We start from the raw sequence: 23,715 nt of genomic DNA on the forward strand, positions 1-23,715 counted from the left end.
TTTCTGTTTAAAAAATCAATATGGATAAAAATGTAAAAAAACTATAAAGATTATTAAAATTATCCTTTACTGGAAATTATTTCTATTCTATTATTGATTTGTGATCGTAACCAAGCACTAACAGACGCGCGTGAAGTTCTGGCTACGAACAAAAAAATTAGAGGAGGAACAAAAAATGCAAAAAGATCTGTTTGATTTGGATGTTCAAGTAAAAGAGGTAAATCAAGCACAATCAGATTCAGTATTGAGCGACCTCATTTGCACTACATTCTGCTCAACTACTTGGTGCGAAAGCAACTGCTGCTAATTTAGTTTGACGCTGGAGGAGCATCGCGATAAGCGATGTTCTTCCTTTATAGTCTCACTACTTGCATGGGAAAGAGGGTTATGAATGGCTAAGCAAATAATAGAGAGGGAGCTGACTACTCGCTACCATGAGAACAAAAAGGAGGGAAACCTATATACCTCAGAAGACTTTTTTATGCTGCGGGTACCCCTGTTTCCAATCGAGGTCTTCTATGAATCAAATAAAACCAGTGATTATCTAGCTGCTATAAAGGAATATGCGAGGGACGAAAAAGTACGGGAAGCTATTCACATTTCTAGTCCATCTCTGTACGAAGCATTGCCGAATCTAGAAGGCGATCCTACTTCTCGAAAGACCAAGCAGGCACTTTCTAGTTTTGTTCGTTTTTTGTTAAGGATGAGTACCCGTGCCACTCCATATGGCTTATTCGCAGGTGTTGCTCTGGGCTCATTCACTGACAAGACAAACGTTTCATTAAAAGACTCGCATTTTCATCAAAAACGTACACGTCCAGACATGGAATGGTTGCTTGCAATCGTTCAGAGAGTTGAGCAACGACTTGATATAGTAAAACAGTTGAAAGTACAACGAAATCACGCTTCGGTGCAGGTCGGCGGGCGAATGGAGCTTACCTTTGCCACTGAATACGGTCAATTGAAACGGTTAGATGGTTTACAAAAAGAGAGAATTTCAATCCGTGCTACAGAAGTTGTGCATGCTGTGTTTGATTTGGCAAAACATCCGATCCTATTTGAACAATTAATGATTAGATTGATGGAAAAGTACCCTGAAGCGGGGGAACAAAAAGTAACCGGACTGCTGTGGCAATTATTCTCTCGAGAGTTTTTAATTAGCGAATTACGTCCACCACTCACAGTAGCCACTCCCTTTGATTATGTGATGGAGCGCCTTGCGTTACTTGATGGTGTACAGGATATATATACGGAATTAGCTGCGATTCAAGCAAGAATGAAACAATACGATGGACTTCCAATTGGAACGGGCATACAAGACTTTCAAGACTTAATTGCGCAGATGAAGGCTCTTGAAGCAAGCGTGATGCCAGTACAAGTAGACCTCCATGTAGGTACTAGCAAAGTATCTTTACACAACAGAATAGGCGAAGAAGTAGCGAAAGCGCTGGAATGTCTATGGCGACTGTCTTTACCACAACGAGGAGCGTCTCATCTAAGAAGCTACCATAAGGACTTTTTGGAGAAATACGGAACGTCAAGAGAAGTCCCCGTTTTGGAGCTTCTTAGTGATGAGGTTGGTTTAGGAGCGCCGGCAGGATATATGTTTCCACAAAGCAGCAGAAGAGAGCCAGTATCGCCTCTCAAGTATTCTGATAAGCGTGAAGCCAGTTTGATGAGAAAAGTAGTTCATGCGATTGCAACAAAAACGAGAGAGATAGAAATTACGAATGATCTTCTCGATCAGCTAGAAACAGAGCCAGTAGATACGAAATACGCACCAGATTCCTTGGAAATGTACGTGGAGGTAATCGCACCCTCAAAGGAAGCAATCGATCAAGGTGACTATCTGCTAGAGGTAGCACCAATGCCTGGTTCAGCTAAGGTAGGTCAATCGTTTGGGCGATTCCTCGATATACTTGGACCAGAAGCGCTAGAGAAACATGAACAGATTCATAATCAAATACAGGAACAGCATGAAGATGTGATCTTTGTCGAGGCCAATTATCTTTCTTCCGTTGGACGACATGCCAATATCGTTCTTCATCCGTCCATCAGCCAATATGAACTGTCCATTGGCACGAATTGTTCAGAGAAGACACAGCATGCCCTTCAACTGGAGGATATTGTGGTTGGTGCCACAATAGAGCATTTCTATCTGAAATCCCGTACACATGGAAAGAAATTAATTATTTCAGCGGATAATATGCTTAATTTCAAGAATGCCCCAAATATTTATCGTTTCTTGCGAGAAGTCTCTATGGAAAATGTACGTCTTTGGAACCCATTCTCTTGGGGAAATATGGATGCATCACCGTATTTGCCACGTGTTCGCTATGGAAAAACCATCTTGTCGCCTGCTATATGGAAGGTGATACCCGAATCTCTGGGGCTGAAGGGAGATCCGAAAGAAGACAAGATCTGGAATGAGGCTTTTGCTGCGTGGAGAATGGAGTGGGATCTACCACGATATGTGTACATGGCTTTCGGTGACAATCGTATTTTGTTAGATTTGGATAATCCTTATCATGTAGAAGAGTTGCGTACAGAATTGTTTAAGTCAAAAAACATTCAACTCCGTGAAAAAATCGGGGGTACAGAAGAGTATTGGGTCACTGGACCAGAGGGTCATTTTTCCATGGAATGTGTAGTTCCATTACTGAAGAGACCACCTATAGAGAAGAAAAAAAATATCCCCTTCAATAGAAATGAAAATGTTCTAACTAAGGAGCAATACATAAAACTCCCTGGAAGTGATTGGCTGTTTTTAAAACTGTATGGAGGCAACCAGAGACAGGATGAATTTATCGTTGATCAGATCCATTCGTTTGCGGATTCCATGGTTAAAAAAGGAGTAGCAGATGAATGGTTTTTCATGCGATATATAGACCCTGACCATCATATTCGCCTCCGTTTTCACGGTAAGCCTGAGAAGCTTATGAAGGAGATTTTTCCAGAACTTTACCCTTGGATTCAAGAATGTCAGCGAGAAGGATTTATTCAAAGAATGGTAATTGATACGTATGATCGCGAAGTAGAAAGATACGGTGGACCATCGATCATGGCTGATGCGGAGCGAGTATTTGCTAAAGATAGCCAGACGACTGCGAATCTTTTGAGATTGTTGCGGTCGCATCAAACGAATCTACCTGACTATGTTTTAGCAACGATTAGTATTATTGACATAATGACTAGATTCGGACTTAGTTTTGAACAGCAACTGGCTTGGATGGACATGCGTGTGAAAAAGGATGCCCAGAGAGAAGAGTTCCGAAAATGGCGGAAACCATTGCTCACTCTGGCTGATCCGCGGAACGATTGGCAAGGATTGCGAAGTCATCCGAGTGGCGAAGCCATTCGTGAAGCGATGGCCTTGAGAGTGGATGTATTGCAGGATTTCGGAAGGCTAGTAGCAGAGGGTGAACAAAACCATTCGCTGTGGAGTTCCCCATCGATGATCATGGGTAGCTTGATCCATTTGCATTGCAATCGCTTATTTGGAGTAAGGCGAGAGATGGAAGATAAAGCGATGGCCTTTGTACGCCATACTTTACACAGCCAGCTTCACTGGAGGGAGAATGCTGGTGACTCCAATTAAGGCAAACAGCAATCGATTAGAAACGATTCGAAACGTATTTGCTTCCTTCTCTCATTGGCCAAGTGTTTTTCGTTTACTGTATCAAACAAATCCTCGCTACTTTGTGATTGTTATGATATTGACGATTATAAGTAGCCTGATACCTGTAGGAGTGATTATTGCCACGCAATCATTAATTAATGCGGCAGTAGCCATCTCAGCCGGTGGGGGAATCGTTCCGCTTTTCATCGCGTTTGGTCTTTTCGCGTTTCTAGCCGTGATTCGCGATACTCTCAAACATATTGACCTGGTCTACAAAACGTTGTATCAAGAACTGTTAGCCAATCATGTCAATCTGTTGATCATGAAAAAAGCTACGCGACTTCCTTATTCCAGTTTTGAGGATGCAGGAATTTACGACCAGCTTCAACGGGCAAAGCAAGATTCCACGTTTCGCCCGTATCAGTTATTTCAACAGGTGATAAGTATTATTAGTAATGTGATTGTGCTACTATCTGTTTCCGCTATGCTGATCACTTGGAAGTGGTGGCTAGCACTTATATTGCTCTTGCTACCTATCTGTTCTACTTTCTCTTTTATTCGATTAGGACAAGAGGAATTCATGATTGACCACAACCGCGCTTCCGATCGTCGTAAGCAATATTATCTGATGCATTTATTGACGAGTGATTCATCAGTAAAAGAGCTAAAAACTTTTCAGCTAGGCCCATTTCTGGTCGATAGATATCGTAAATATTACGAGCGATTTTTTCAGCAGGACAAAGCAATGGTGATAAAAAGGACAAAGGTGGCGCTTGGGTTTCAGGCCCTGTCACTCCTTGCTGTCGTATCGATGCAGTCGTATGTAGTATGGGAAACGATGTTAGGAACGATTGCAGTTGGCAGCTTAATTGCGTTTATCCAAGCGATATCTTACACCCAAACAACCTCCACAGATCTTATGCAAACGATTTTCAACATGTATCAAAACAATCTGTACATTAGTCAGTTATTTACATTTTTAGCTGTGCCAGATGAGAAAAAATTAGCAATTGCCGAAAGCGATCCTTGTGAGAAGAATGCGTCTGGTTTAGAGTTTCGCAATGTCTCGTTCAAATATCAAGGTGTCGATGCCTACGCGCTACGGAATGTAAGTTTCGCCATTCGTCCAGGAGAAACGATGGCGTTAGTAGGAGAGAATGGTTCGGGAAAATCGACAATCGTAAAATTAATTACGCAATTGTATCAACCGACGGAAGGCGAGATTTTGTTTAATGGTAAACCAATTTACCAGTATGAGGAAAATGAATGGCGCCAAAAAATGAGCGCCTTGTTCCAAGATTTTATTAAATATGAAATGGCAGTCAATGAAAATATTGGCTTTGGTAACTATCTAAAAGCTGATGATGAAGCAGCCATTATCGAGGCAAGCAAACAGGCTGGAGCAGATGAAATGATTAAACGTTTTCCGCAACAATTCCATACACAGCTTGGCAAATGGTTTGCGGAGGGGTATCAGATTTCGGGGGGACAGTGGCAGCGTATTGCCATCTCCCGCGCTTACATGCGCGATGCGGATTTATACATACTTGACGAGCCGACAGCAGCACTAGACCCTCAAGCAGAGCAAGAAGTATTCACTCGGTTCCGTGAATTGACCCAGAATAAAATGGGATTATTTATTTCCCATCGATTTTCAACTGTTCGATATGCCAACCAGATTCTTGTCCTAAAACAAGGAGAAATCATTGAAACAGGCACGCATAAGGACCTACTAGCAGTAGACGGCGTTTATGCATCTCTTTTTCATATGCAGGCTTCTTTTTATCTGGAAGAAACGGATGAATCGACAAGACAGATGGTCGGACAAATATAAAAGAGAGAGGGAAAGTATGGAGACAAATAAAGCAGTGGTAACAACTAAGCATGCATGGAAAGGGATTAAAAATGAAGAGTTAAGAACAAAGGCTTTATCTACTGCACTCAAGGTGGCTGCGTATTTACGAGATCCGATTCAGGTAGAAAAGGTCGTAATGGATAAAGATAACATAAGTGTCGCAGGACCGATTCATCAACATCCTTGGGGGGCTGCTACTCTTTCTCACGGATATCCGGGTACGATACTCTTTTTTGCTGAGTTGGATAGACATTTCCCTGATCAAGGTTGGAATATCGTTGCTCATGAACATCTCCTTGCTCTTCAAGAAAAAATTAAGGCAGTAGGGATTTCAAGTGAGTCCATGTGTGGTGGAGTAGCAGGTATTTGCTTTGCTACGCTAGTAGCTTCACGCAATCGAGAGCATTATCAACGCTTTCTTGGACAACTGGATCAATTGCTCGCTACACGAACAGCGGTCATTATTGAAGACGAGTATGTCCTTGATAAAAAAAGAGGAGGAAGTAATCCTCATATCTATGATGCTATTAAAGGTGTAGCAGGCATTGGACGGTACTTACTGGCAAGTAAGCAAATCGATGTTCTTCATGCCGCCTTACAGGATGTTTTGCGATATCTCGTACATATAAGCCAGCCTAGGGATTATGAAGATGGTAGAAAAATACCAGGGTGGTACTTGACTCAGGAGATGCAATATTTAGACATTGATAAAGAGATGTATCCGAAAGGAAATTTTAACGTAGGTCTTGCTCATGGGATTCCTGGACCATTAGCCTTATTATCACTTGCTTTGAGAGAAGGCGTAGAAGTAACTGGTCAGAGGGAGGCAATACGAAGCATCGCTGACTGGTTGGTGCGGTGGAAGGAAAAGGACGCTTGCGGGATTATGTGGAGAGGTAGAGTGAAATTAGAAGAAGAGCTAGGGGAAGAAATGCTATCCCAACAGCCGTTTCGACGCGATGCATGGTGCTATGGCACGCCAGGAGTAGCTCGTTCACTCTATCTAGCGGGTGAAGCTCTGCAAGATTCATCTTATTGTAATCTTGCCATTCAAGCTTACGATGATGTTTTCAAGAGATCAGAAAGCGATTGGAATCTGTATGCAGATACGTTTTGTCATGGAAAAGCAGGACTTTTGCAAATGACGCTTAGAATGGCAACGACTACAGATGACGAACGCTATCAATCACATATCGAGTATTTAACTAAGTGCCTCGTAGATAATTTTAATCCGTCGCTTCCTTTTGGTTACCAAGATATAGAACCAAATGGTGATGGAAAAGTAGGACTCAATAAGGCAGGTGCACTTGAAGGTGCAGCCGGTATTGGTCTTGCCCTCCTTTCTGCAAGCAGTAATCAAGAGCCACTATGGGATCAGTCATTCCTGTTGGCCTAAAAGAGGAGAAATCGAGAGATGACACACGATCCATTTCTGAAGGAGAAGAAACTTTTGGTCGGTATATCAGGCTCGATTGCTGTTATAGGTGCGTCTGCTTATCTTAGTATGTTTCGAGCCCTGTTCAAAGAGGTAAAAGTAGTGATGACAGAACAGGCCGCAACGCTGATCCCGCCGTCTACGTTTTTGTTTTACTGTGACGAGATATTTATAGATGAAGAGCCTGGTCTTGAGAAAAAAATGAACCACGTTGAGTTAGCACGTTGGGCAGATCTGTTCGTTGTTTTGCCAGCGACGGCGAATGTAATTGGACAAGCTGCTAACGGGATTGCCCCAAACTTGCTAACCTCCACTATTCTTGCTCATCCAAAACCAGTTATGTTTTTTCCAAATATGAATCGCCTAATGTGGACGAAAAAAGCGGTTCAGCGTAATGTAACTCAGCTTCGAGAGGACGGTCACATCGTTGTGAATCCAGTAGAAGCTATGGCTTATGAAGTAGCATCTGGCACCACGCAGCCTAACTTCGTCTTGCCTCAGGGACCAGCGGTGATGCAGGAAATGAGAAATGTATTACTTGAACGAGAAGAAAACACAACCACATTTGTATAAGAGAAAGGACTGCTTCGGCTGCTTGTGCCAGTGAAGCAGTCCTTTTTTGTATTTACCCTGCGTGAGAAGACGCACCATTCTTACTAAATTGTAAGAAAGAAGGTCAAAATCGTTAGACAAAAGTCATTCAATTACATGAAAGTCTCGTCTATAATCCAGACATAAATAGTTTATAAGGGAGCAATTAAGATGAAAAAAGTAATAGGTTTCTTGTTGGTTATTGTTATTTTTGCAGGGATTGGATTCGGAGTAAAACGATTTGTAGAAGGTCCATCGCAAGCGGTCGATGGCGTGCTCGTTATTGGCACAGAAAACGACGCGAATAAGGTCAAAGAGTTGTATAAAGATGACACCAAACAAACGATGGACTACAAAATGAAATTGGTTACAACGAAAAAAATTACGAAATTGTCAGAGCAAGATCAGAAAGAAACAGGTCAAGAATTTGATACTAGAGATATCAAATATTCGGTTGTTACTCGATCCACCGCAGAGCAATTCGTCAAGAAGGGGATTCTCAGAGCCAGACAAGATCCAGACAGCACGTCTATTATTTCAGACCCTGTTACCAGCATCAAAGAATTATCGAATGGTCAAAATCTGTTTTACTCTATAATTGATGCAGAAATGAAGAATAACCAAATCGATTTGAACGGCAAGATGGTACCTGTAGCGTATGTGAAGCATCAGATGTGGATCGGGTATATACCACAAGCGGATCTTGTTATTGTTGACGAACAGACTTACAACCAATTAACCGAAGCAGAGTCAACGCTCTCCTTGATCCAGTTTGAAAATCGCAGCTTCGATTATAAGAAGAAAGATCAGGTGAACCAAGTCTTACAAGAAATCGGGAACGTATACGCAAATAGTGAAGACAAAGTAAACTTCGTAGACGTACAAGATTGAGTTTGGGTGATGAGAGGGTGAGCTGTATGGAAGTTGTACGGATGGAAAACGTAGTAAAAAGTTATGGGGAAGGTAATAACAAGGTAGATGCGTTAAAAGGGATTCACCTTTCGATTCAGCAAGGAGAGTTTGTTTCCATCGTTGGTGTTTCCGGCTCAGGTAAAAGTACACTGCTGCATATTTTAGGCGGGTTGGATCGTCCAACTTCAGGACAAGTATTCATTGGGGATCATAATATTTACGATTATACAGATGATGAGCTTTCGATATTCAGAAGAAGAAAAGTCGGGTTTATTTTTCAATTTTTTAATTTGATCCCGGTATTGAATGTCCAGGAAAATATCGCGTTGCCCATGTTATTGGATGATGAACCGATAGATATGACATATTTGGATGAACTGATTGAAATCCTGGGTCTCCATGAACGGAAAGACCACTTGCCTTCCGAATTATCGGGCGGTCAACAGCAACGCGTCTCCATCGGCAGAGCCTTAATGAATCGACCGCATTTGATTTTGGCGGATGAGCCCACAGGTAATCTGGATACGCGAAATACGAAGGAAGTCATAGATTTATTACGATTGACTGCTAGAAAATACAATCAAACCATTGTCTTGATTACGCACGATCTTGCGATTGCTTCGGCTTCTGACCGGATCATCACGATAGAAGACGGTACGATCATTTCAGATCAACGGCTTGCTGCGAATTAGCCAAAAGACTGGAGGAGAATGATTTTGATCAGCAGTTATAAACAATTAAGCAGCAAGTATTTAAAGGGGAATATGAAACGAACGATTTTGACTTTGATCGGAATCATACTCTCTGTAGCGTTAATTTCCACAGTCGGCCTTTTTATGAAAGGATCACAACTATCCCAAATCGAGAACATCAAGAAGATAAACGGGTTTTCTTTTCATCTCGGTATTTCAAATTACGATGAAGCACTATTAAACAAAATCAAATATAATCCACAAATAGCATCGTATGGCTTGATGTCTCAGGGCGGGATCGTTCCGGTTGGAGAGGTTTCTGTTCAAAAGAATTTCGCTGATCATAGCGCCATGGAGTTTTTAACCTACAGTCTCATTGATGGCAGATTACCGGCCAATGACCGTGAAGCAGCTGTCGATTCATGGACGCTGCCTTATATGAAAAAGGGTCTTCAGATCGGCGACTCATTTGTATTGGATGGTCAAACCTATCAACTAGTTGGTTTACTAGATAATCGGGCGTTCACTCAGATAAATAAAGTGGGACGTTTACTAACCTATAAACATGATTTTGCTATCGGAGAGGGTAGGATCTTAGCCGAAATAAACGAGAAGGCGGACTTTAAAGCGGTTGTAGAGGAGATAAAATCACTTACGAAAGACGAGAATCTGGTTATCAATGAGGAATTGATCAAAGTTTTGAAACCGGGATCGAATCAATCGATTTTGGCTGTTCTCGTCATCGTCGTTAGTATTGTTGTGATCGCGACAGTCGTGGTGATTTACAACGCTTTTCAAATCAACGTCGTAGAGCGAATGAAGCAGTTCGGCTTGCTCCGAAGCATCGGCGCTACGCGAAAGCAAATTAGACAAATCGTGATGAGAGAAGCTGCTGTGCTGGCTGTTATCGCCATACCGGTTGGGCTTGTATGTAGCATATTGGCGGTTGCTGCACTCCAATCCATTTTCTCGATCATTTTAGAAGATGGTGCAGGTGTTTCGTTCTTCCATATCGATTGGCAGATTTTATTCATCAGTTCGATCATTACGCTGACGGCCGTACTAGCGTCCAGTTATTATCCGGCTTTTTTTGCGGGCAGAATATCCCCACTGCTGGCAATCAGCAGCAGGCTATCCATTAAAAAAGAGGCGATCAAAAAACACAAGAATAGCGTGTTGAGAAAGCCGTTATCTTTTCCCTTGAGCCTAGCCTTGAAAAATGTCAAAAGAAATAAAAATCGTTATACCATTACGATTCTATCTATCATTATATCCAGTGTATTGTTTATTACTTTCTCGTCTATGATGGATATCGCATTTGCATCCAAATATATGAAGGACTTATCCACGAAATCAGATCTATCCATCTATCTGGAACAAGATCATGATGATTCTTCAGCTGAAAGACAGCAAATGTTGGAGCTTTTGAAGTCGGTTGAAAATGTATCCGGAGTGAAGGAACAGGACCTCCATTTTGAAATCGATTTGAAGGATAAGACACAATCTCTTGCAACAGTTACTCACATCGAGGAGTCTGTTGGTAAAAAACACGCCATTACTATTGTGAATCACATCGAAGAGAATAAAGTGAAGAAAGATTCGGAGCTCGTCATAAAAGTGCTGGTATACAGTTTTATCACAGTCATTTCTTTGATTGGCAGTCTCAATATCCTTAATACGATTACGATCAGCATCATCATCAGACGAAAAGAACTGGCTGCGTTAAAATCCATAGGCATGTCACAAAGGAATTTGAAAAAAATGATCATCTATGAAGCGCTGATTTACGGTTTTTCTGGAAGTTTGCAAGGGATCTTTTTCGGTTGTATACTTTCTTATATTATCTATTTGGCGGCTTCCGGTGTCTTGAGGGTCGAATGGACGATCCCCTACGAAGCTTGTCTCATTACGTTTGCTTCAGCTTTGATCATCAGCTTTTTATCTGTTCTATTACCACTGAGAAAAATCCAAAAAGATAATCTTATCGATGTTATCAGGGAACAATGATAGAATGGGCCTGGCTATTTTATAGTCGGGCTATTCGGATTTGGTTAATAGCTGAAATGGAATGATGATAGGGAGAGGACAACCTTGCATAAAATATTGCTTGTGGAAGATGATGAGGCGCTAGGTCTAGCCATCGAATTCTCATTGCGAAATGAAGGCTATGAGGTGGTCAGAGCCTCTAGTGTAAAAGAAGCGAAACGCCAGTTTGATCATCAACCTTTTGATTTGGCGATCCTAGATGTCGGCCTTCCAGATGGAAACGGCTATGATTTATGTCTGCATTTCAAAAAACAAAACGATTCATCGGTTATTATCTTCTTAACGGCCTTGGATGAAGAAGCAAATGTAGTAATGGGCTTGGATATTGGCGGGGACGATTATATAACGAAGCCTTTCCGAGTCAAGGAATTCATATCCAGAGTGAAAGTGCAATTACGTAAACGTGGGCGGTTGGAGACTTCCTCCATCACCTTAGCATCTGAAAATATAAAAATGGATACGAACCTCGTCAAGGCTTTTAAAAATCAGGAAAACATTCCATTAACCAATCTTGAATACAAGCTTCTGTTAACTTTCATGATGAACGCCCATAAAGTACTAAAAAGAGATGATCTCTTGATGAAAGTATCGGAAGGAGAAGATGCTTTTTTTGATGAAAATACGCTATCTGTATACATTAAGCGTCTAAGAGATAAAGTGGAAGATGACCCCAAAAATCCGCAGTTTATCGTCACCCAAAGAGGATTAGGTTATCGGTGGAATAAGGATGTGAGTAGAGAGTAAGATGATGAAGAATACCGAATTGAAAGGGTATATGACGATACTGGCCGTTCTGTTATCACTATTTACCATTCACCAGTTTATTGCACATCAACTGTTTTATGATGCTTTGAAAAGCGACTCTATTGCAACCTGGAGTGAAATTACGGCTAGATTGGTTGAACAAAATCCCGAGAATGAAGCGGAAATTATGAAAGTCTTAACAAGTCACGCATCTAATTCAAGTGTGTATCAGGAAAAAGGAAGAGAGATCTTTAGACAGTATGGATTATATGAAGGTTTGGAATCAGAGCTTTTTCCCCTATTAAATAAACATATTGCCAGCCATAATCAATGGATTTATTGGGGATTGATTTGTTTCGGATTGATATTGCTTGGGGCAAGCTATTTGCAATACAAGATGGTCTTCCATAAAATTAGACAACTTACTTCCGCAGCAAAAAAAATAATCGATGGGGACTACACGGTAGTCATCAATGAAAATAAAGAAGGGGATCTCGCCAAACTAGCGGCTTCCTTTCGTTCCATGAAAGATATCATTCGAAAAAGCATGCAGGATCTTCTGGAAGAGAAAGAGTTTTTAGCACTAATGCTGCAAGATATCTCCCATCAATTAAAAACGCCTCTTTCAACGATATCCATCTACAATGAAATGTTGTTGAATGCAGAGCTGCCTCGTCAGCAGCAAGTTCAACTCCTGCAAAATAATGAAGTTCAAATCGCGAGAATGAATGTCTTAATTCAAAATTTGTTAAAAGTAGCGAAAATCGATGCCAGAGCTATTTCATTTGATAAAGAGCCAGCCAATTTGGTGGAGACGATCGAGGAAGTTCTGGATCGCTTGGCAAGCATGATCAGTGATAAGCATATAGCGATTGACTGGGATGCGCCGAAGGAAATCGTCGTTGCCCACGATAAACTATGGATGCAGGAGGCTTTGTTGAACCTGCTGAAGAATGCGATCGAGCATTCCAAACCAAGCAGTACTATCATCATTCAGGTAAAAGATACGCCGATCTATACGGAGTTGGTGATTCAAGACTTTGGAGAAGGAATTGCTCCTGAGGAATTGTCCCATATTTTTGATCGATTTTACAAAGCAACAGGTTCTAAAAAGCATGATTCGACTGGGATTGGATTGGCGCTAGTCAAAGCCATTATCGAAGCACATCATGCCTTGATTAAAGTGGAGAGTGAGAAAGACAGCTTTACAAGATTTACGATTACTTTCATGAAGTTTTAAGTACAGAAGAAAAAGAGTAGTGGAGAAGTTAAATTCTTCCTTACGCTTAATTGACCGTCCGATAGTGTTTTATGGATAGAAGCGCCGCAGGCAGCCCAAAATGGCTGCCTTTTTGCATTTTAGGGGAAAGAACTGTTCAAAAAGGCGAACCAATTTATTTAATTGGCTCCGCCAACTCTAAAACAATTCCCTCTGGCCCACGACAGTAGGACCTCAAGGCCAAAATCGAGAAAAAACTCTTTTTCATGTGGAGTTTAAAATAATGTTGACACGACACTAAATGGTGTCATAAAATTAAAGCGTCACCAAATGGTGTCCTATAATCAATGAGACACGAAAAGTGGTCCATTTTGGGGTCCGCGCCTCGTGGGCACTAGACCCGAAGACGTGAATGGCTGCCCCTTGGTAAAAATATTAAGGAGCGGGTGATGTGAGCGAGAACAACCAGTTGCGGGATGTGTTCGCCGCGATTGCAGATCCTACTAGGCGCCGACTGATTCGTCTGTTAGCAGAGGCAGAGGAGGTGCCGCTTCACGAGTTGACGTCGCAGTTTCCAATGGGCCGTACAGCGGTATCCAAGCATTTGACGATTCTCAAAGAGGCTGGACTGGTACTTGATCGAAAAGTCGGCAGAGAAACGCGTTTTAGGCTCAACGCCTCTCCACTCAAAGAAATTCAAGATTGGGTGGCTTTCTACAGCAAGTACTGGAGTATGAATATGTTGCGCTTGAACCAACTATTTGAGGAGGAAGAAGAATGAGTTTAGCATTGTCCTTGGATTTTCAGTACACGACATCGATTGAGAAGGCTTGGTCCGCACTGACCGATTCAAGCAAGTTAGCAAAGTGGATCGCGGAAAATGATTTTAAACCCGTCGTGGGGCATCGCTTTCAGTTTCGCCATCAGCCATCCGAATATTGGGATGGAATCGTTGACGGTGAAGTGCTTGTCGTGGAAGCACCACACCGGTTGTCCTATTCTTGGGCTACCGGAGACGAGCGGCATACGGTCACCTGGACGCTGCAGGATTTAGGGGACGGAAAGGTTAACCTTCATCTCGAACAAACTGGATTCTCAAATGTTCACGGACTCGAAGGCGCCAAGTATGGCTGGAGTGCATGGTTCGGCAAGTTTGAAACGGTATTGGAACAATAACCGCGGAGGAAACAACATGGAAGTTTTTGAAGAATATTTAGCGCGTATTGATAACCCGCAACATCATGCCCGAACGGAAGAAGTTTTGGGGTGGGTAACTAAGAAATTTCCAAATTTAATGCCAAAAATTGCGTGGAATCAGCCTATGTTTACCGATCACGGCACATTTATTATTGGCTTTAGCGTTGCCAAACATCATTTGGCTGTTTCCCCAGAAAGGGTAGGGATTTCTCGTTTTTCTGATGAAATTGTACAGGCTGGCTATGATCACACCAAAGAGTTGGTACGTATCCGGTGGGATAGTCCGGTTGATTTCGCATTACTTGAGAAAATGATCGAATTTAATATCTTGGATAAGGCAGATTGTTCAACTTTTTGGCGGAAATAGCTCACCATCATAAAACAGATCACTTGATTGGCCTAGATACCATTCAGTGATCTGTTTTTATATGTTTCTCTAATCCTAGCTTTTCAAGCAAAAATCCAAAAAGGTCTCAACGCAAAGTGAACAACTTGAGAAGCTATAAAGTAGACGAAAGAACGTATTGACGAGAACGTAGCTCAATCTAGTTGTTCACTAAAAATAATGTTTTAGATTCAATATGAAAGTGTTAGACTGTGAAAAAATAGACTTAGATTACTCTCTCTGTAGAGGAAGATTGATGGTATATGCACAAAACCGAATGGAAGTACTACCGAACGATACCTATGAGCACATGTAACAAGCACTCCGCATGTCGATGGAGAGAGAGGCTCGCCTATTTCGTGGCCGTTTTTGTTGTCATGGCTTTGGGCTTAGGGTCCAGAGCGTTCGCCGATGTGTTGCCTGTCTTTGTAGCTGAGCATTTTGGCGATGCATTATGGGCGTGTATGATCTACTTCGGCTTTCGCACCTGTTATGCTCATAAAAAGATTTCTTTCGCGCTGTGGTGCAGCCTCGCGTTTTGCTTTGCGATCGAGGCCAGCCAATTGTATCAGGCCGGTTGGATCAATTACCTCCGGGCGACAACTATTGGGGCGTTGGTATTAGGAAAAGGATTTTTGACGGCGGACCTTGTACGGTACACTGCGGGGTCTGCCGTCGCTGCCCTGCTCGATCTAGCTTGGCCTTGGCGTAAGCGCTCGTGATTTTTGGAGGATGTAACTATCGTAAACTTCTAGGAGGGATCAAGTTGCAGCAGATCTTTACCGATATGATTAAACAGGATGTAAAGCCGTTCCTTTCTAAGCGTGGCTTCGCAAAGAAGAGTTTGAATTTTACTAAGAGAACAGAAAGCCTCATCTACATGTTCAACTTCCAAAAATCTGCAGGCAATGCAGCGGACAATGTAATGTTTTATGTGAACTGTGGTATTTATGCAGCGGAGTTGGCACAAATACAATCGAGAGAGATTCTAACAGCACCTCAAGAAGCGGAGTGTCACTTCAGAGCAAGAATTGGGGAAATTGTTGAGTCTGTTCCAGATCGATTTTCAATCACTCTTGATACAAATATGGATGATATAAGAAAAACGTTGCTAAGTGGATTAGATGAGGTTATTCAGTTTTATGATACTATGACCAGTGCCAGATCCATTGTTGATTATTACACTTCAGGTCCATTTTTACATCTGAGCGAAGAGAGCTTTCATTTGCTCTTACAATCCAATAATGTAGTAGAGGCGAAAAAATTTTTGAAGGCTTTGCAGGAAAAGTACGGAACAGAAAAGCGATGGACCATATTTGAGAATAAATACTCGGCCATCTTCAATAAATACGGAGTGGAAATTGATAACCGATAAGTCAGCACAAAGGGGTCTCACCCATTCCTCGGGCTATGACATGAACCTAACGGGAACGTTCGTTTAATAATAACAGCGGTCAGTCTAAGACTTGATTTTCAGGTCTTAGGTGGCCGTTGTTTCATTTCGTGGAGTTAGTATAAAACCAATTTATGGTAAAATGGGCGAACAAATAGGCGGAAAAACCATAACCTAAAGTGTATCAAAGCCAATAGAGGAGGGAATTTATGTACGGGTGGTATCCACAAGAGGGTTATTATCCAATTTCGGCGGGAGAAGGCAGACAATACAACGATTACGAATTACTGAGACACATTGCCAGATTAGAGCGACGTCTGGCGGAAGTACAAGAAGCCTTGTCAGCATGTACGAAAAAGAATGACGCATTAAAAAAGGATTTAGAAGTTGTTAGACAGCAAAGCTCAATGCAAACTCAAAATGATCAAACCTATCAACAACCAGCAGTAGATAAAGTAAATGTCAAATGTATAGCAGCTACAGGGACATCGGTAACCTTTGAAATATCGGGAAGAAGATTAACATTTGATAGCGATTATTATGGTAATTATGTAGGCGAATATACCCCTGGAAAAGTATACGTAGCCATGGCGGATTATGGAGCGGGGCAAATCTATCTAACCATTCAGGATGATAATGGAATTTGGCATACATTTCGATATTCACGTATCCAATCGTAATTGACAAGTTGTGCTCATGTGTCGAGTGATATAACCAAGGAATACTGACTGCGTGTTGCTAGAAAATGCTTATGTCACTCGACATTATACATACTTCGGAAAGTGCTATGTAAGCAAATATTTAGCCCAAACCAAAAAAGTGGCAGACTGATGTCATTTTGATGGTTGAGAATAATAGCCTATAAAAAGAGACTTGAATATTCAGTGAAAGTGTAATTAAATGTAATTGTGCGTATAAGTTGGGATAAATTGTATATTTGCAAACTCCTCATGAAACGTCCCTTTATTCACGAAATGGAAAATGGAGGAACTCACTGATTTGGAGATCACGGGCATAGAAGATGGCTGCTTATAGTCGATTTCATTGACGAATTACTTACCATGTGCAAATTATTGGAGGAATTTTGAATTTATGGTAGAATTGATAAACTACACGAATATCCTAAAACTCCCTCCATCCAGTGGTTACTTACGAGCTGGCACAAGGCATTTCTAAACGCGATATTTAGATAAATTCCTAAATATCTAAAAATGATGGATGAAAGTAGGATGGATTGATTATGTCAATGAATTACGCATTTAAGGCACTCTCTGATCCCACAAGAAGAAAAATTCTTGACCTGTTGAGGGAGAAAGATATGACGGCTGGAGAGATAGCCGACCATTTTCAAATGACAAAGCCCAGCATCTCCCACCACCTCAGTTTGTTGAAACAGGCACAAATGGTTTACGACGAACGAAAGGGGCAAAACATCTACTACTCACTTAATACGACCGTTTTTCAAGACTTATTAAAATGGTTTATCCAATTCCATTAGAAAGTGAGGTAATCACATGAATAAATCGAATTTGTCTATTTTATTTTTTTTCATCAGTGTTGTCTTGGGCGTCATTTGTTATCCCTCCATGCCAGATCAGATGGTAATTCATTGGGGACCAAATGGCGAACCGAATGGTTTTGCGCCTAAGTTTGTGGGTGTATCCTTTATTCCGGTTGTGATGCTGTTTATTTTCGTGGCTGTTCGCAGTCAAAAACAGTATTACCAAAAGTTCCAAAGCAGTCACGATACAATCTTGAATACATTAATGATCGTACTTCTCGTCATCCATAGCGTGATAATCGCATATGGATATGGATATATGTTAAATATTGGGATTTTTGTCACGCTTATTTTAGGAATTCTCTTTGTAACGATAGGAAATTTTATGCCTCGTTTTCGACATAACTATCTGATTGGGATACGCACGCCATGGTCACTCGCTAGTGAAGAGGTCTGGAAAAATACCCACCTATTGAGTTCCCGTGTGTTCTTCTTCGGAGGAATCCTCATCATGCTCACCTCATTTTTACCAACGACCATTCATTATGTCCTGATGTTAATCATTGTATTGGTGACGATTCTGATTTCTTTCGGAAGCAGCCACTACTATTACAAAAGAACAGGAAGGGGAAAGTAGAATGAAAAACTTAAAAATAGCAATTCTGTTATCATTGGTGAGCGCTATTGGTTTTATCGCAGCTATTCCATATATGCTGGCAATCGGTGGGGATGCATTGGCAATGATACCTCTCCCGATACCGGTTGCAATGGCAATTTTCGTCTTGCAAGGAAGCATTATGGCATTTTTGTTTTCGTGGATTGGATTGACCTTTGCAATCAAGGTGGGGCTGGATGCCCCTGTCATTCGGAAGTGGCTATATAAAACAGGTGGAGAATCCTTCAACAAAAAGGGAATCATTCAGGCAGTCATCTTTGGATTTGCAGCAACAGGTCTTCTCCTCATACTGGAACTCGCTGTTTTCCAACCATTACTGCCAATCTTGGCGGAAAAAGCCCAAGACGTAGAAGTGTCGACTTGGGCAGGTATCCTGACATCCATTCAAGGCGGAGTATACGAGGAAGTCATGGTTCGCTTGTTCATGATGACAATGATCGTGTGGATTTTGAGCAAGTTATTCGGACGTAAAGCCTCCCCTAAGCCCTGGATGTACTGGGCAGGCATCATTGGGGCAGCCCTTATATTTGGGCTTGGTCATCTCCCTGCGGCAAATGTCTATTTTGGTGAGATTACCCCGCTGTTGTTCATTCGCACGATGGCTCTTAACGGGGTGGCAGGAATATTATTTGGTTACCTCTATTGGAAGCGCGGGCTGGAGTACGCAATGATTGCTCACGCGATAGGGGATATCATCCTTCATGGTTTCATTAAATAAGACCGCCTCGCATACGATTCTGTTGTGTGTAGAAACATACAATTTCTTTACATTTCGAGAGATGATTCGAGTAAGTAGATCAAAAACTCCGTCACAAGGGGTTTTTGGTCTTCTTTCCTGTTTCGTAAAAAAGCGGAATGAAAAACAAATTTTAATTTTTATGGAAATTTATTGAATACCAAAAAAATGAGCGGTAATATAGAGAATGGAATTTATTAGGAATGAGGGGGGCATGCCTTGCGTTTTCTAACGAATTTTTCTCTCAGAAACTCAACAGCTATTATTATTATGAGCCTGCTTGTCGTAGTCAGTGGAATCATTGCCGCCATGTCTCTCAAGGTAGAGAACATGCCAGATGTCACTTTCCCTGTGCTTCTAGTCAATACTACTTATCCGGATGCATCACCAGAAGATGTTCTCGATGATGTAACGAAGCCATTGGAACGTGAAATTGCGCATGTAACAGGCGTTAAGGCAGTGGAGTCATACTCAAGCAACAATAGTTCCACGCTACAGGTCTACTTGGAGACTGGTTCAGATGTACAAGCTGTCAGGGACGAGCTGGAAAGAAAAATTTCCAGTATCGCGCTTCCTAGCAAAGTAAGCAGACCACAAGTGATGATTCAGGGCTTCAGCAATCAACCCGTCTATTATTTGTTTGTGACAGGACAGGATAAGGAGAGTGGACTCGATCATTTTGACAACGATGTGAAAGAAACACTGCTCAAAGAGTTAGAAGGTATTGAAAGTGTTGATAAAGTATCGACAATAGGCGGACAATTCAAAGAAATGAAAATCCTGCCAAATATAGATGCGCTAAACTACTACGGAATCACTCCGTTGCAGTTGAAACAACTTTTACTAGACAATCACGTAGCTCTGCCAATCGGTTCGATCACCGAGGATGGGGAAGAGCGCGTCATTCGCGTGGTGAGCCGTTACCTCAATGTGGAGGATATCCGTAACACCAAGATATTCCTCCCAAGTGACCCCAAAAATGGGCTTACCTACGTCAGGCTCGGCGATATCGCAGAAGTTAATTTTGATCAGGTCATTAATTCGATCAGCCGCTTTAACGGCCAGAATGGAATTAACATCAATATTTACAAAACACGTGACGCCAATGCAGTAGAAACCGGTGATGCCATCAATGAAAAACTATCCCTATTAAAAGAAGAGTATCCGAACTTAACCTTTACCACGATTTATGACACCTCTGTCGATATCAAGAATTCGATTAACGGCATGCTCAAGGAAGGCATGCTCGGAGCTATTATGGCTTCTGTAGTCATCTTGCTGTTTTTGCGTCATGTGAATGCAACCCTCATCGTCCTAGTCTCTATCCCAACATCCATCCTAGTGAGTATGATCTTCATGTCCTGGATGGGCATTACTCTCAATATGATCACACTGTTCGGGATGGCAGTGGCTGTAGGACGAGTAGTGGATGACAGTATCGTCGTCATCGAGAATATTTTCCGCCATTTGCAATTGAACAAAGAGCGCAAGGAAAACTTGATTCAAATTGCCACCCACGAAGTGCTACATGCAATTACCTCATCGACTTTTACGACAACTGCCGTATTTTTACCCATTGTGTTTGTTGGAGGGATGATCGGAGAAGTATTCCGCCCATTTGCACTAACCGTCGTCTGCTCGTTGTTTGCCTCACTATTAGTAGCCGTGACGATTGTTCCACTGTTAGCGAAGCTGTTGATCCTAAAAGACCACAAGATCAAGGAATATGAACATGGGAAAGGGTCTGATACGTACAGGAAGTTACTGCACTGGGCGCTCAACCGCAAGCCTGCTGTCGGATTTCTGGCACTCGTTCTATTTGTCGCAAGTCTAGCGCTTCTCCCGTATATGAAATACGGATTGTTTCCTGATCCAGAAGCGAAGTTCATATTCGCGCAAGTAACTATGCCAAAAGGTACTCAACTAGATGGTCTCGATCAAACGGTTGCCCAGGTCGAAAGTAAATTGCTGGAGCAGCCTGAAGTAGAGTACATAGAAATCAATCTTGGCTCTGAAAATGAAGCGGAAATACGCCAATCGAACCAAGCCCTCTTAATAATCAAAACAGGGCCAGATGTGAATCTCGACCAAACCATCAAGAAATTTGAGGGAATCGTCAAACCAATGATTCCACTAGGATCTGAAATGGCCTTGACTAAACCTGGTAGCAGCGATACCAACAAGTTCAAGGTAATCCTGTACGGGCCAGATCTGGATCGTTTGAAAGAGGCAAGCGAAATAGTCAAATCAAACTTGAAAGTAAGTCCTCTGTTGACCAACGTGAAGGACAATTTGAACGATTTCAAAAATGAAGTTGTCATCAAAGTCGATAGAGACAAAGCCTCGGAGCTGGGAGTTTCCCCTGTACAGGTGGCTCAAGAGGTCAACCTCCTAGTCTCGGATACTCAAATTGGCAAAATCAAAGTCGACGACAAAGACTATAGTCTTTTCTTTGGACTCGGTCAAAACCATGCGAAATCGCTAGAGGAACTGAACAATATCTACATTCAAACGCCAAGCAAGCAACAAGTGCGTTTGGTGGACTTTGCTGAGATTGATCAAGAAAAAGTTCAATCACAAATCATGCGCAAAGAGGAAAAACAATTCGTACAAATTACAGCAGATATCACGAGCGACAACAAAGGAGGAGCGAGTAATTTCCTGTTTGCGATGTTGCAAGCGGAAAAATTACCTGCTGGAGTTACATTGTCATCTGAAGGTGTCTCAAGTGACATGGAAAAAAGCTTTAAAGATATGCTCTTAGCTATTGGAGCAGCCATTTTTATCGTCTATATTGTCATGCTCATCACTTTTGGCAATGCTACGGCTCCGCTCGCGATTCTACTGTCCCTACCACTTGCTGTGATCGGCGGATTATTTGGCCTGTTCATTTCGGATACCGTTCTCGATATAACGGCACTTATCGGCTTTTTGATGCTGGTCGGAATTGTTGTTACCAATGCAATCGTGTATGTGGACAATATCCAGCATCGAAGACTGGAAGGGACTTCTATGCGTGAGGCAGTTGTCGAAGCTGGCGTTACCCGATTACGCCCCATCATTATGACAGCAGTTGCGACAGTCAGCGCGCTCTTGCCGCTTTACCTCGGCTTTTCTGAAGGAGCCTTGATGACCAAAAGCTTGGCGATTGTGGTTATTGGTGGACTTGTTACTTCGACGATCCTGACCTTAATCGTTGTTCCTATCGGGTATGAATTACTGTATCGGATCAAAAAAGAGTTTTTTGCCCCGGATACCAAAGAAGCAGAGATCGAGCCAAGTGAGGATATGTTTATTTCCGTGCTGAGAAGTTTACGCGATATGAAAAAGTCTGGATAAGGCAGAGGGAGGAATTTACTAAAAATGAAGAAGACGAAGCTAATCAGCTCAGTTGTGACATGTCTTTTAGGCTTGGCGATCATCTCGGGATGCAATTCTCAATCCGCAGAAAAGACCAATTCTAATGAAGGAAGAACACAAATCGAAAGCCCGTCGAGTACTGAAATTGAAACCATTAAAGTGGAGAATTCCGTTGATGTTCAAGTAGAGGAAGTAATAGAAGGAGAACTCAAAGAATCCAACAGGTTACTGGCGGAGGTATTCGCTAACACGGATGTGAGTATTTACGGCAAAACTACCGGGACTGTCTCGCAAATCCTAGTGAAAAAAGGGGACACAGTCAAAAAAGGACAAGTCATCGGAAAGCTGGATCAAACCGAAGCGCAATTGAAACTACGTCAAGCTGAGGCGGCATTAGCAGTCGCCAACGCAAATCTAGAGCATTCCAACAAAATGGGGACGTCCAGTCAATTGGCAAACAGTCAACTGAAGCAGGCGGAGCAAACCTTTGCGAATGCCAATCGTACGATTGCACAAGGATTGACGCTGGCGAAAGCAAATTACGACCGCGCTAAAAAGCTGTTTGAAGAGAAAGCATTGTCCAAAAGTGAGCTTGACAATGCAGAAAACGCATATCTGCAAGCAAAAAATCAGTATCAAAGCCAGCTAGATCAGGCACAAATCGCTTTAATTAATGCTCGGACGCAAGTGAATACAGCCGATAAAAATGGACGAGTCACGCAAGCAAATGTTCAACAAGGAAAGGTTGAAGTGGATATTTCCAGAAATGCGTTGGAAAACACACTGATCAAATCAACAGTAGACGGCATTGTCACCGATATACAAGTCCAAGAAGGTGATACGATCAACCCGCAAAAGCCTGTTGCAACGGTAATTAACCTTGACCCGATGATTGTGAAGGTGAATGTGTCAGAAAAAGCGTTGGCAAGCTTCCAAAAAGGAATACAACTAGATTTGCAGGTTCCATCTCAAAATATCAAGGTCAAAGGTAGTATTACCTACGTGGGACTAAAGGCCTCTGACCAATCTAAGCTTTTCCCTGTGGAAATAGAAGTGCCAAATCCAAAAGGTACGCTACTTCCTGGAATGAAGGCGGATGTGTCTTCAATCAAAGGACAAGCAGGTATTCTCATACCGACAGATGCCATCCTTGAGCGAAATGGGAAATCGGTTGCCTACGTCGTGAATGGTGAAAGAGTAGCTGAGAAGGAAATCTCGATCGCTTCAAAAGGAACTGAGAAGACGCTTATCGGCTCTGGAGTGAAATCAGGAGACAAGGTAGTTATCAAAGGACAATCACAATTAAAAGATGGCGCAAAAATTCGCATTGTTCCCTAAGTAATATCGAGGAGGA

Annotated in this window: 21 protein-coding genes; all 21 read left to right on the top strand. The window is 42.1% G+C overall.

The genetic code is table 11. From position 1 onward, the window contains the following. The first annotated feature begins 175 nt into the window (after positions 1 to 175). The 21 genes from ACFVS2_RS04470 (at position 176) to ACFVS2_RS04570 (ending at position 23,699) form a co-directional block, all read left to right on the top strand. Positions 176 to 307 (top strand): FDLD family class I lanthipeptide, encoded by a 132-nt coding sequence (locus tag ACFVS2_RS04470; protein WP_390231450.1) that lies wholly within the window; start codon positions 176 to 178, stop codon positions 305 to 307. 84 nt (positions 308 to 391) lie between these two features. Then, positions 392 to 3,598 (top strand): lantibiotic dehydratase, encoded by a 3,207-nt coding sequence (locus ACFVS2_RS04475; RefSeq protein ID WP_390231453.1) that lies wholly within the window; start codon positions 392 to 394, stop codon positions 3,596 to 3,598. Beyond that, entirely contained in the window at positions 3,579 to 5,453 is a 1,875-nt protein-coding gene (locus ACFVS2_RS04480) for an ABC transporter ATP-binding protein (RefSeq protein ID WP_390231456.1), read from the top strand. Before ACFVS2_RS04475 ends, ACFVS2_RS04480 begins: the two co-directional genes overlap by 20 nt. A 16-nt stretch (positions 5,454 to 5,469) precedes the next feature. Then, positions 5,470 to 6,870 (top strand): lanthionine synthetase C family protein, encoded by a 1,401-nt coding sequence (locus ACFVS2_RS04485; RefSeq protein ID WP_390231459.1) that lies wholly within the window; start codon positions 5,470 to 5,472, stop codon positions 6,868 to 6,870. A gap of 18 nt (positions 6,871 to 6,888) precedes the next feature. Further along, positions 6,889 to 7,482 carry a flavoprotein gene (locus tag ACFVS2_RS04490; protein ID WP_390231462.1) on the top strand — a complete coding sequence of 198 codons (594 nt, stop codon included), beginning with the start codon at positions 6,889 to 6,891 and terminating at the stop codon, positions 7,480 to 7,482. A gap of 189 nt (positions 7,483 to 7,671) precedes the next feature. Next, positions 7,672 to 8,391 (top strand): lipoprotein BA_5634 family protein, encoded by a 720-nt coding sequence (locus tag ACFVS2_RS04495; RefSeq protein ID WP_390231464.1) that lies wholly within the window; start codon positions 7,672 to 7,674, stop codon positions 8,389 to 8,391. Between the two features lie 26 nt (positions 8,392 to 8,417). Next, the gene (locus ACFVS2_RS04500; protein ID WP_173617539.1) at positions 8,418 to 9,104 is read left to right on the top strand and encodes an ABC transporter ATP-binding protein; all 687 of its coding nucleotides are present in this window, start codon (positions 8,418 to 8,420) and stop codon (positions 9,102 to 9,104) included. Positions 9,105 to 9,128: 24 nt separating this feature from the next. Then, positions 9,129 to 11,111: an ABC transporter permease gene (locus ACFVS2_RS04505; protein ID WP_390231467.1), complete on the top strand. Its 1,983-nt coding sequence runs from the start codon at positions 9,129 to 9,131 to the stop codon at positions 11,109 to 11,111. An 84-nt stretch (positions 11,112 to 11,195) separates the two neighbouring features. Beyond that, a complete protein-coding gene (locus ACFVS2_RS04510) occupies positions 11,196 to 11,894 on the top strand; it encodes a response regulator transcription factor (RefSeq protein ID WP_390231470.1) in 699 nt (232 codons plus the stop codon). 4 nt (positions 11,895 to 11,898) lie between these two features. Beyond that, a complete protein-coding gene (locus ACFVS2_RS04515; protein WP_390231473.1) occupies positions 11,899 to 13,134 on the top strand; it encodes a HAMP domain-containing sensor histidine kinase in 1,236 nt (411 codons plus the stop codon). A 430-nt stretch (positions 13,135 to 13,564) separates the two neighbouring features. Then, on the top strand, positions 13,565 to 13,894 hold the full coding sequence (locus ACFVS2_RS04520; RefSeq protein WP_390231476.1) for an ArsR/SmtB family transcription factor: 330 nt from the start codon (positions 13,565 to 13,567) through the stop codon (positions 13,892 to 13,894). Then, complete coding sequence (locus ACFVS2_RS04525) at positions 13,891 to 14,289, top strand: SRPBCC family protein (protein ID WP_173617535.1); 399 nt, start codon at positions 13,891 to 13,893, stop codon at positions 14,287 to 14,289. The genes ACFVS2_RS04520 and ACFVS2_RS04525 overlap by 4 nt, the downstream gene beginning before the upstream one ends. Before the next feature lie 16 nt (positions 14,290 to 14,305). Continuing rightward, complete coding sequence (locus ACFVS2_RS04530; RefSeq protein ID WP_173617534.1) at positions 14,306 to 14,677, top strand: iron chaperone; 372 nt, start codon at positions 14,306 to 14,308, stop codon at positions 14,675 to 14,677. Positions 14,678 to 14,997: 320 nt separating this feature from the next. Beyond that, entirely contained in the window at positions 14,998 to 15,417 is a 420-nt protein-coding gene (locus ACFVS2_RS04535) for a ribosomal maturation YjgA family protein (RefSeq protein WP_390232413.1), read from the top strand. 44 nt (positions 15,418 to 15,461) lie between these two features. Next, a complete protein-coding gene (locus tag ACFVS2_RS04540; RefSeq protein WP_390231480.1) occupies positions 15,462 to 16,070 on the top strand; it encodes a DUF4304 domain-containing protein in 609 nt (202 codons plus the stop codon). A gap of 227 nt (positions 16,071 to 16,297) precedes the next feature. After that, positions 16,298 to 16,768 carry a hypothetical protein gene (locus ACFVS2_RS04545; protein WP_173617532.1) on the top strand — a complete coding sequence of 157 codons (471 nt, stop codon included), beginning with the start codon at positions 16,298 to 16,300 and terminating at the stop codon, positions 16,766 to 16,768. Between the two features lie 560 nt (positions 16,769 to 17,328). Further along, complete coding sequence (locus ACFVS2_RS04550) at positions 17,329 to 17,586, top strand: autorepressor SdpR family transcription factor (protein ID WP_007729097.1); 258 nt, start codon at positions 17,329 to 17,331, stop codon at positions 17,584 to 17,586. A 16-nt stretch (positions 17,587 to 17,602) separates the two neighbouring features. Beyond that, on the top strand, positions 17,603 to 18,226 hold the full coding sequence (locus ACFVS2_RS04555) for an SdpI family protein (protein ID WP_173617531.1): 624 nt from the start codon (positions 17,603 to 17,605) through the stop codon (positions 18,224 to 18,226). 1 nt (position 18,227) lies between these two features. After that, complete coding sequence (locus tag ACFVS2_RS04560) at positions 18,228 to 18,983, top strand: CPBP family intramembrane glutamic endopeptidase (RefSeq protein WP_173617530.1); 756 nt, start codon at positions 18,228 to 18,230, stop codon at positions 18,981 to 18,983. 237 nt (positions 18,984 to 19,220) lie between these two features. Further along, positions 19,221 to 22,340, top strand: a complete 3,120-nt coding sequence (locus tag ACFVS2_RS04565) for an efflux RND transporter permease subunit (RefSeq protein WP_390231485.1) — start codon at positions 19,221 to 19,223, stop codon at positions 22,338 to 22,340. Between the two features lie 24 nt (positions 22,341 to 22,364). Beyond that, complete coding sequence (locus ACFVS2_RS04570) at positions 22,365 to 23,699, top strand: efflux RND transporter periplasmic adaptor subunit (protein WP_390231488.1); 1,335 nt, start codon at positions 22,365 to 22,367, stop codon at positions 23,697 to 23,699. Positions 23,700 to 23,715: the final 16 nt, after the last annotated feature.

The organism is Brevibacillus sp. NPDC058079, from assembly GCF_042885155.1.
GTDB lineage: Bacteria > Bacillota > Bacilli > Brevibacillales > Brevibacillaceae > Brevibacillus.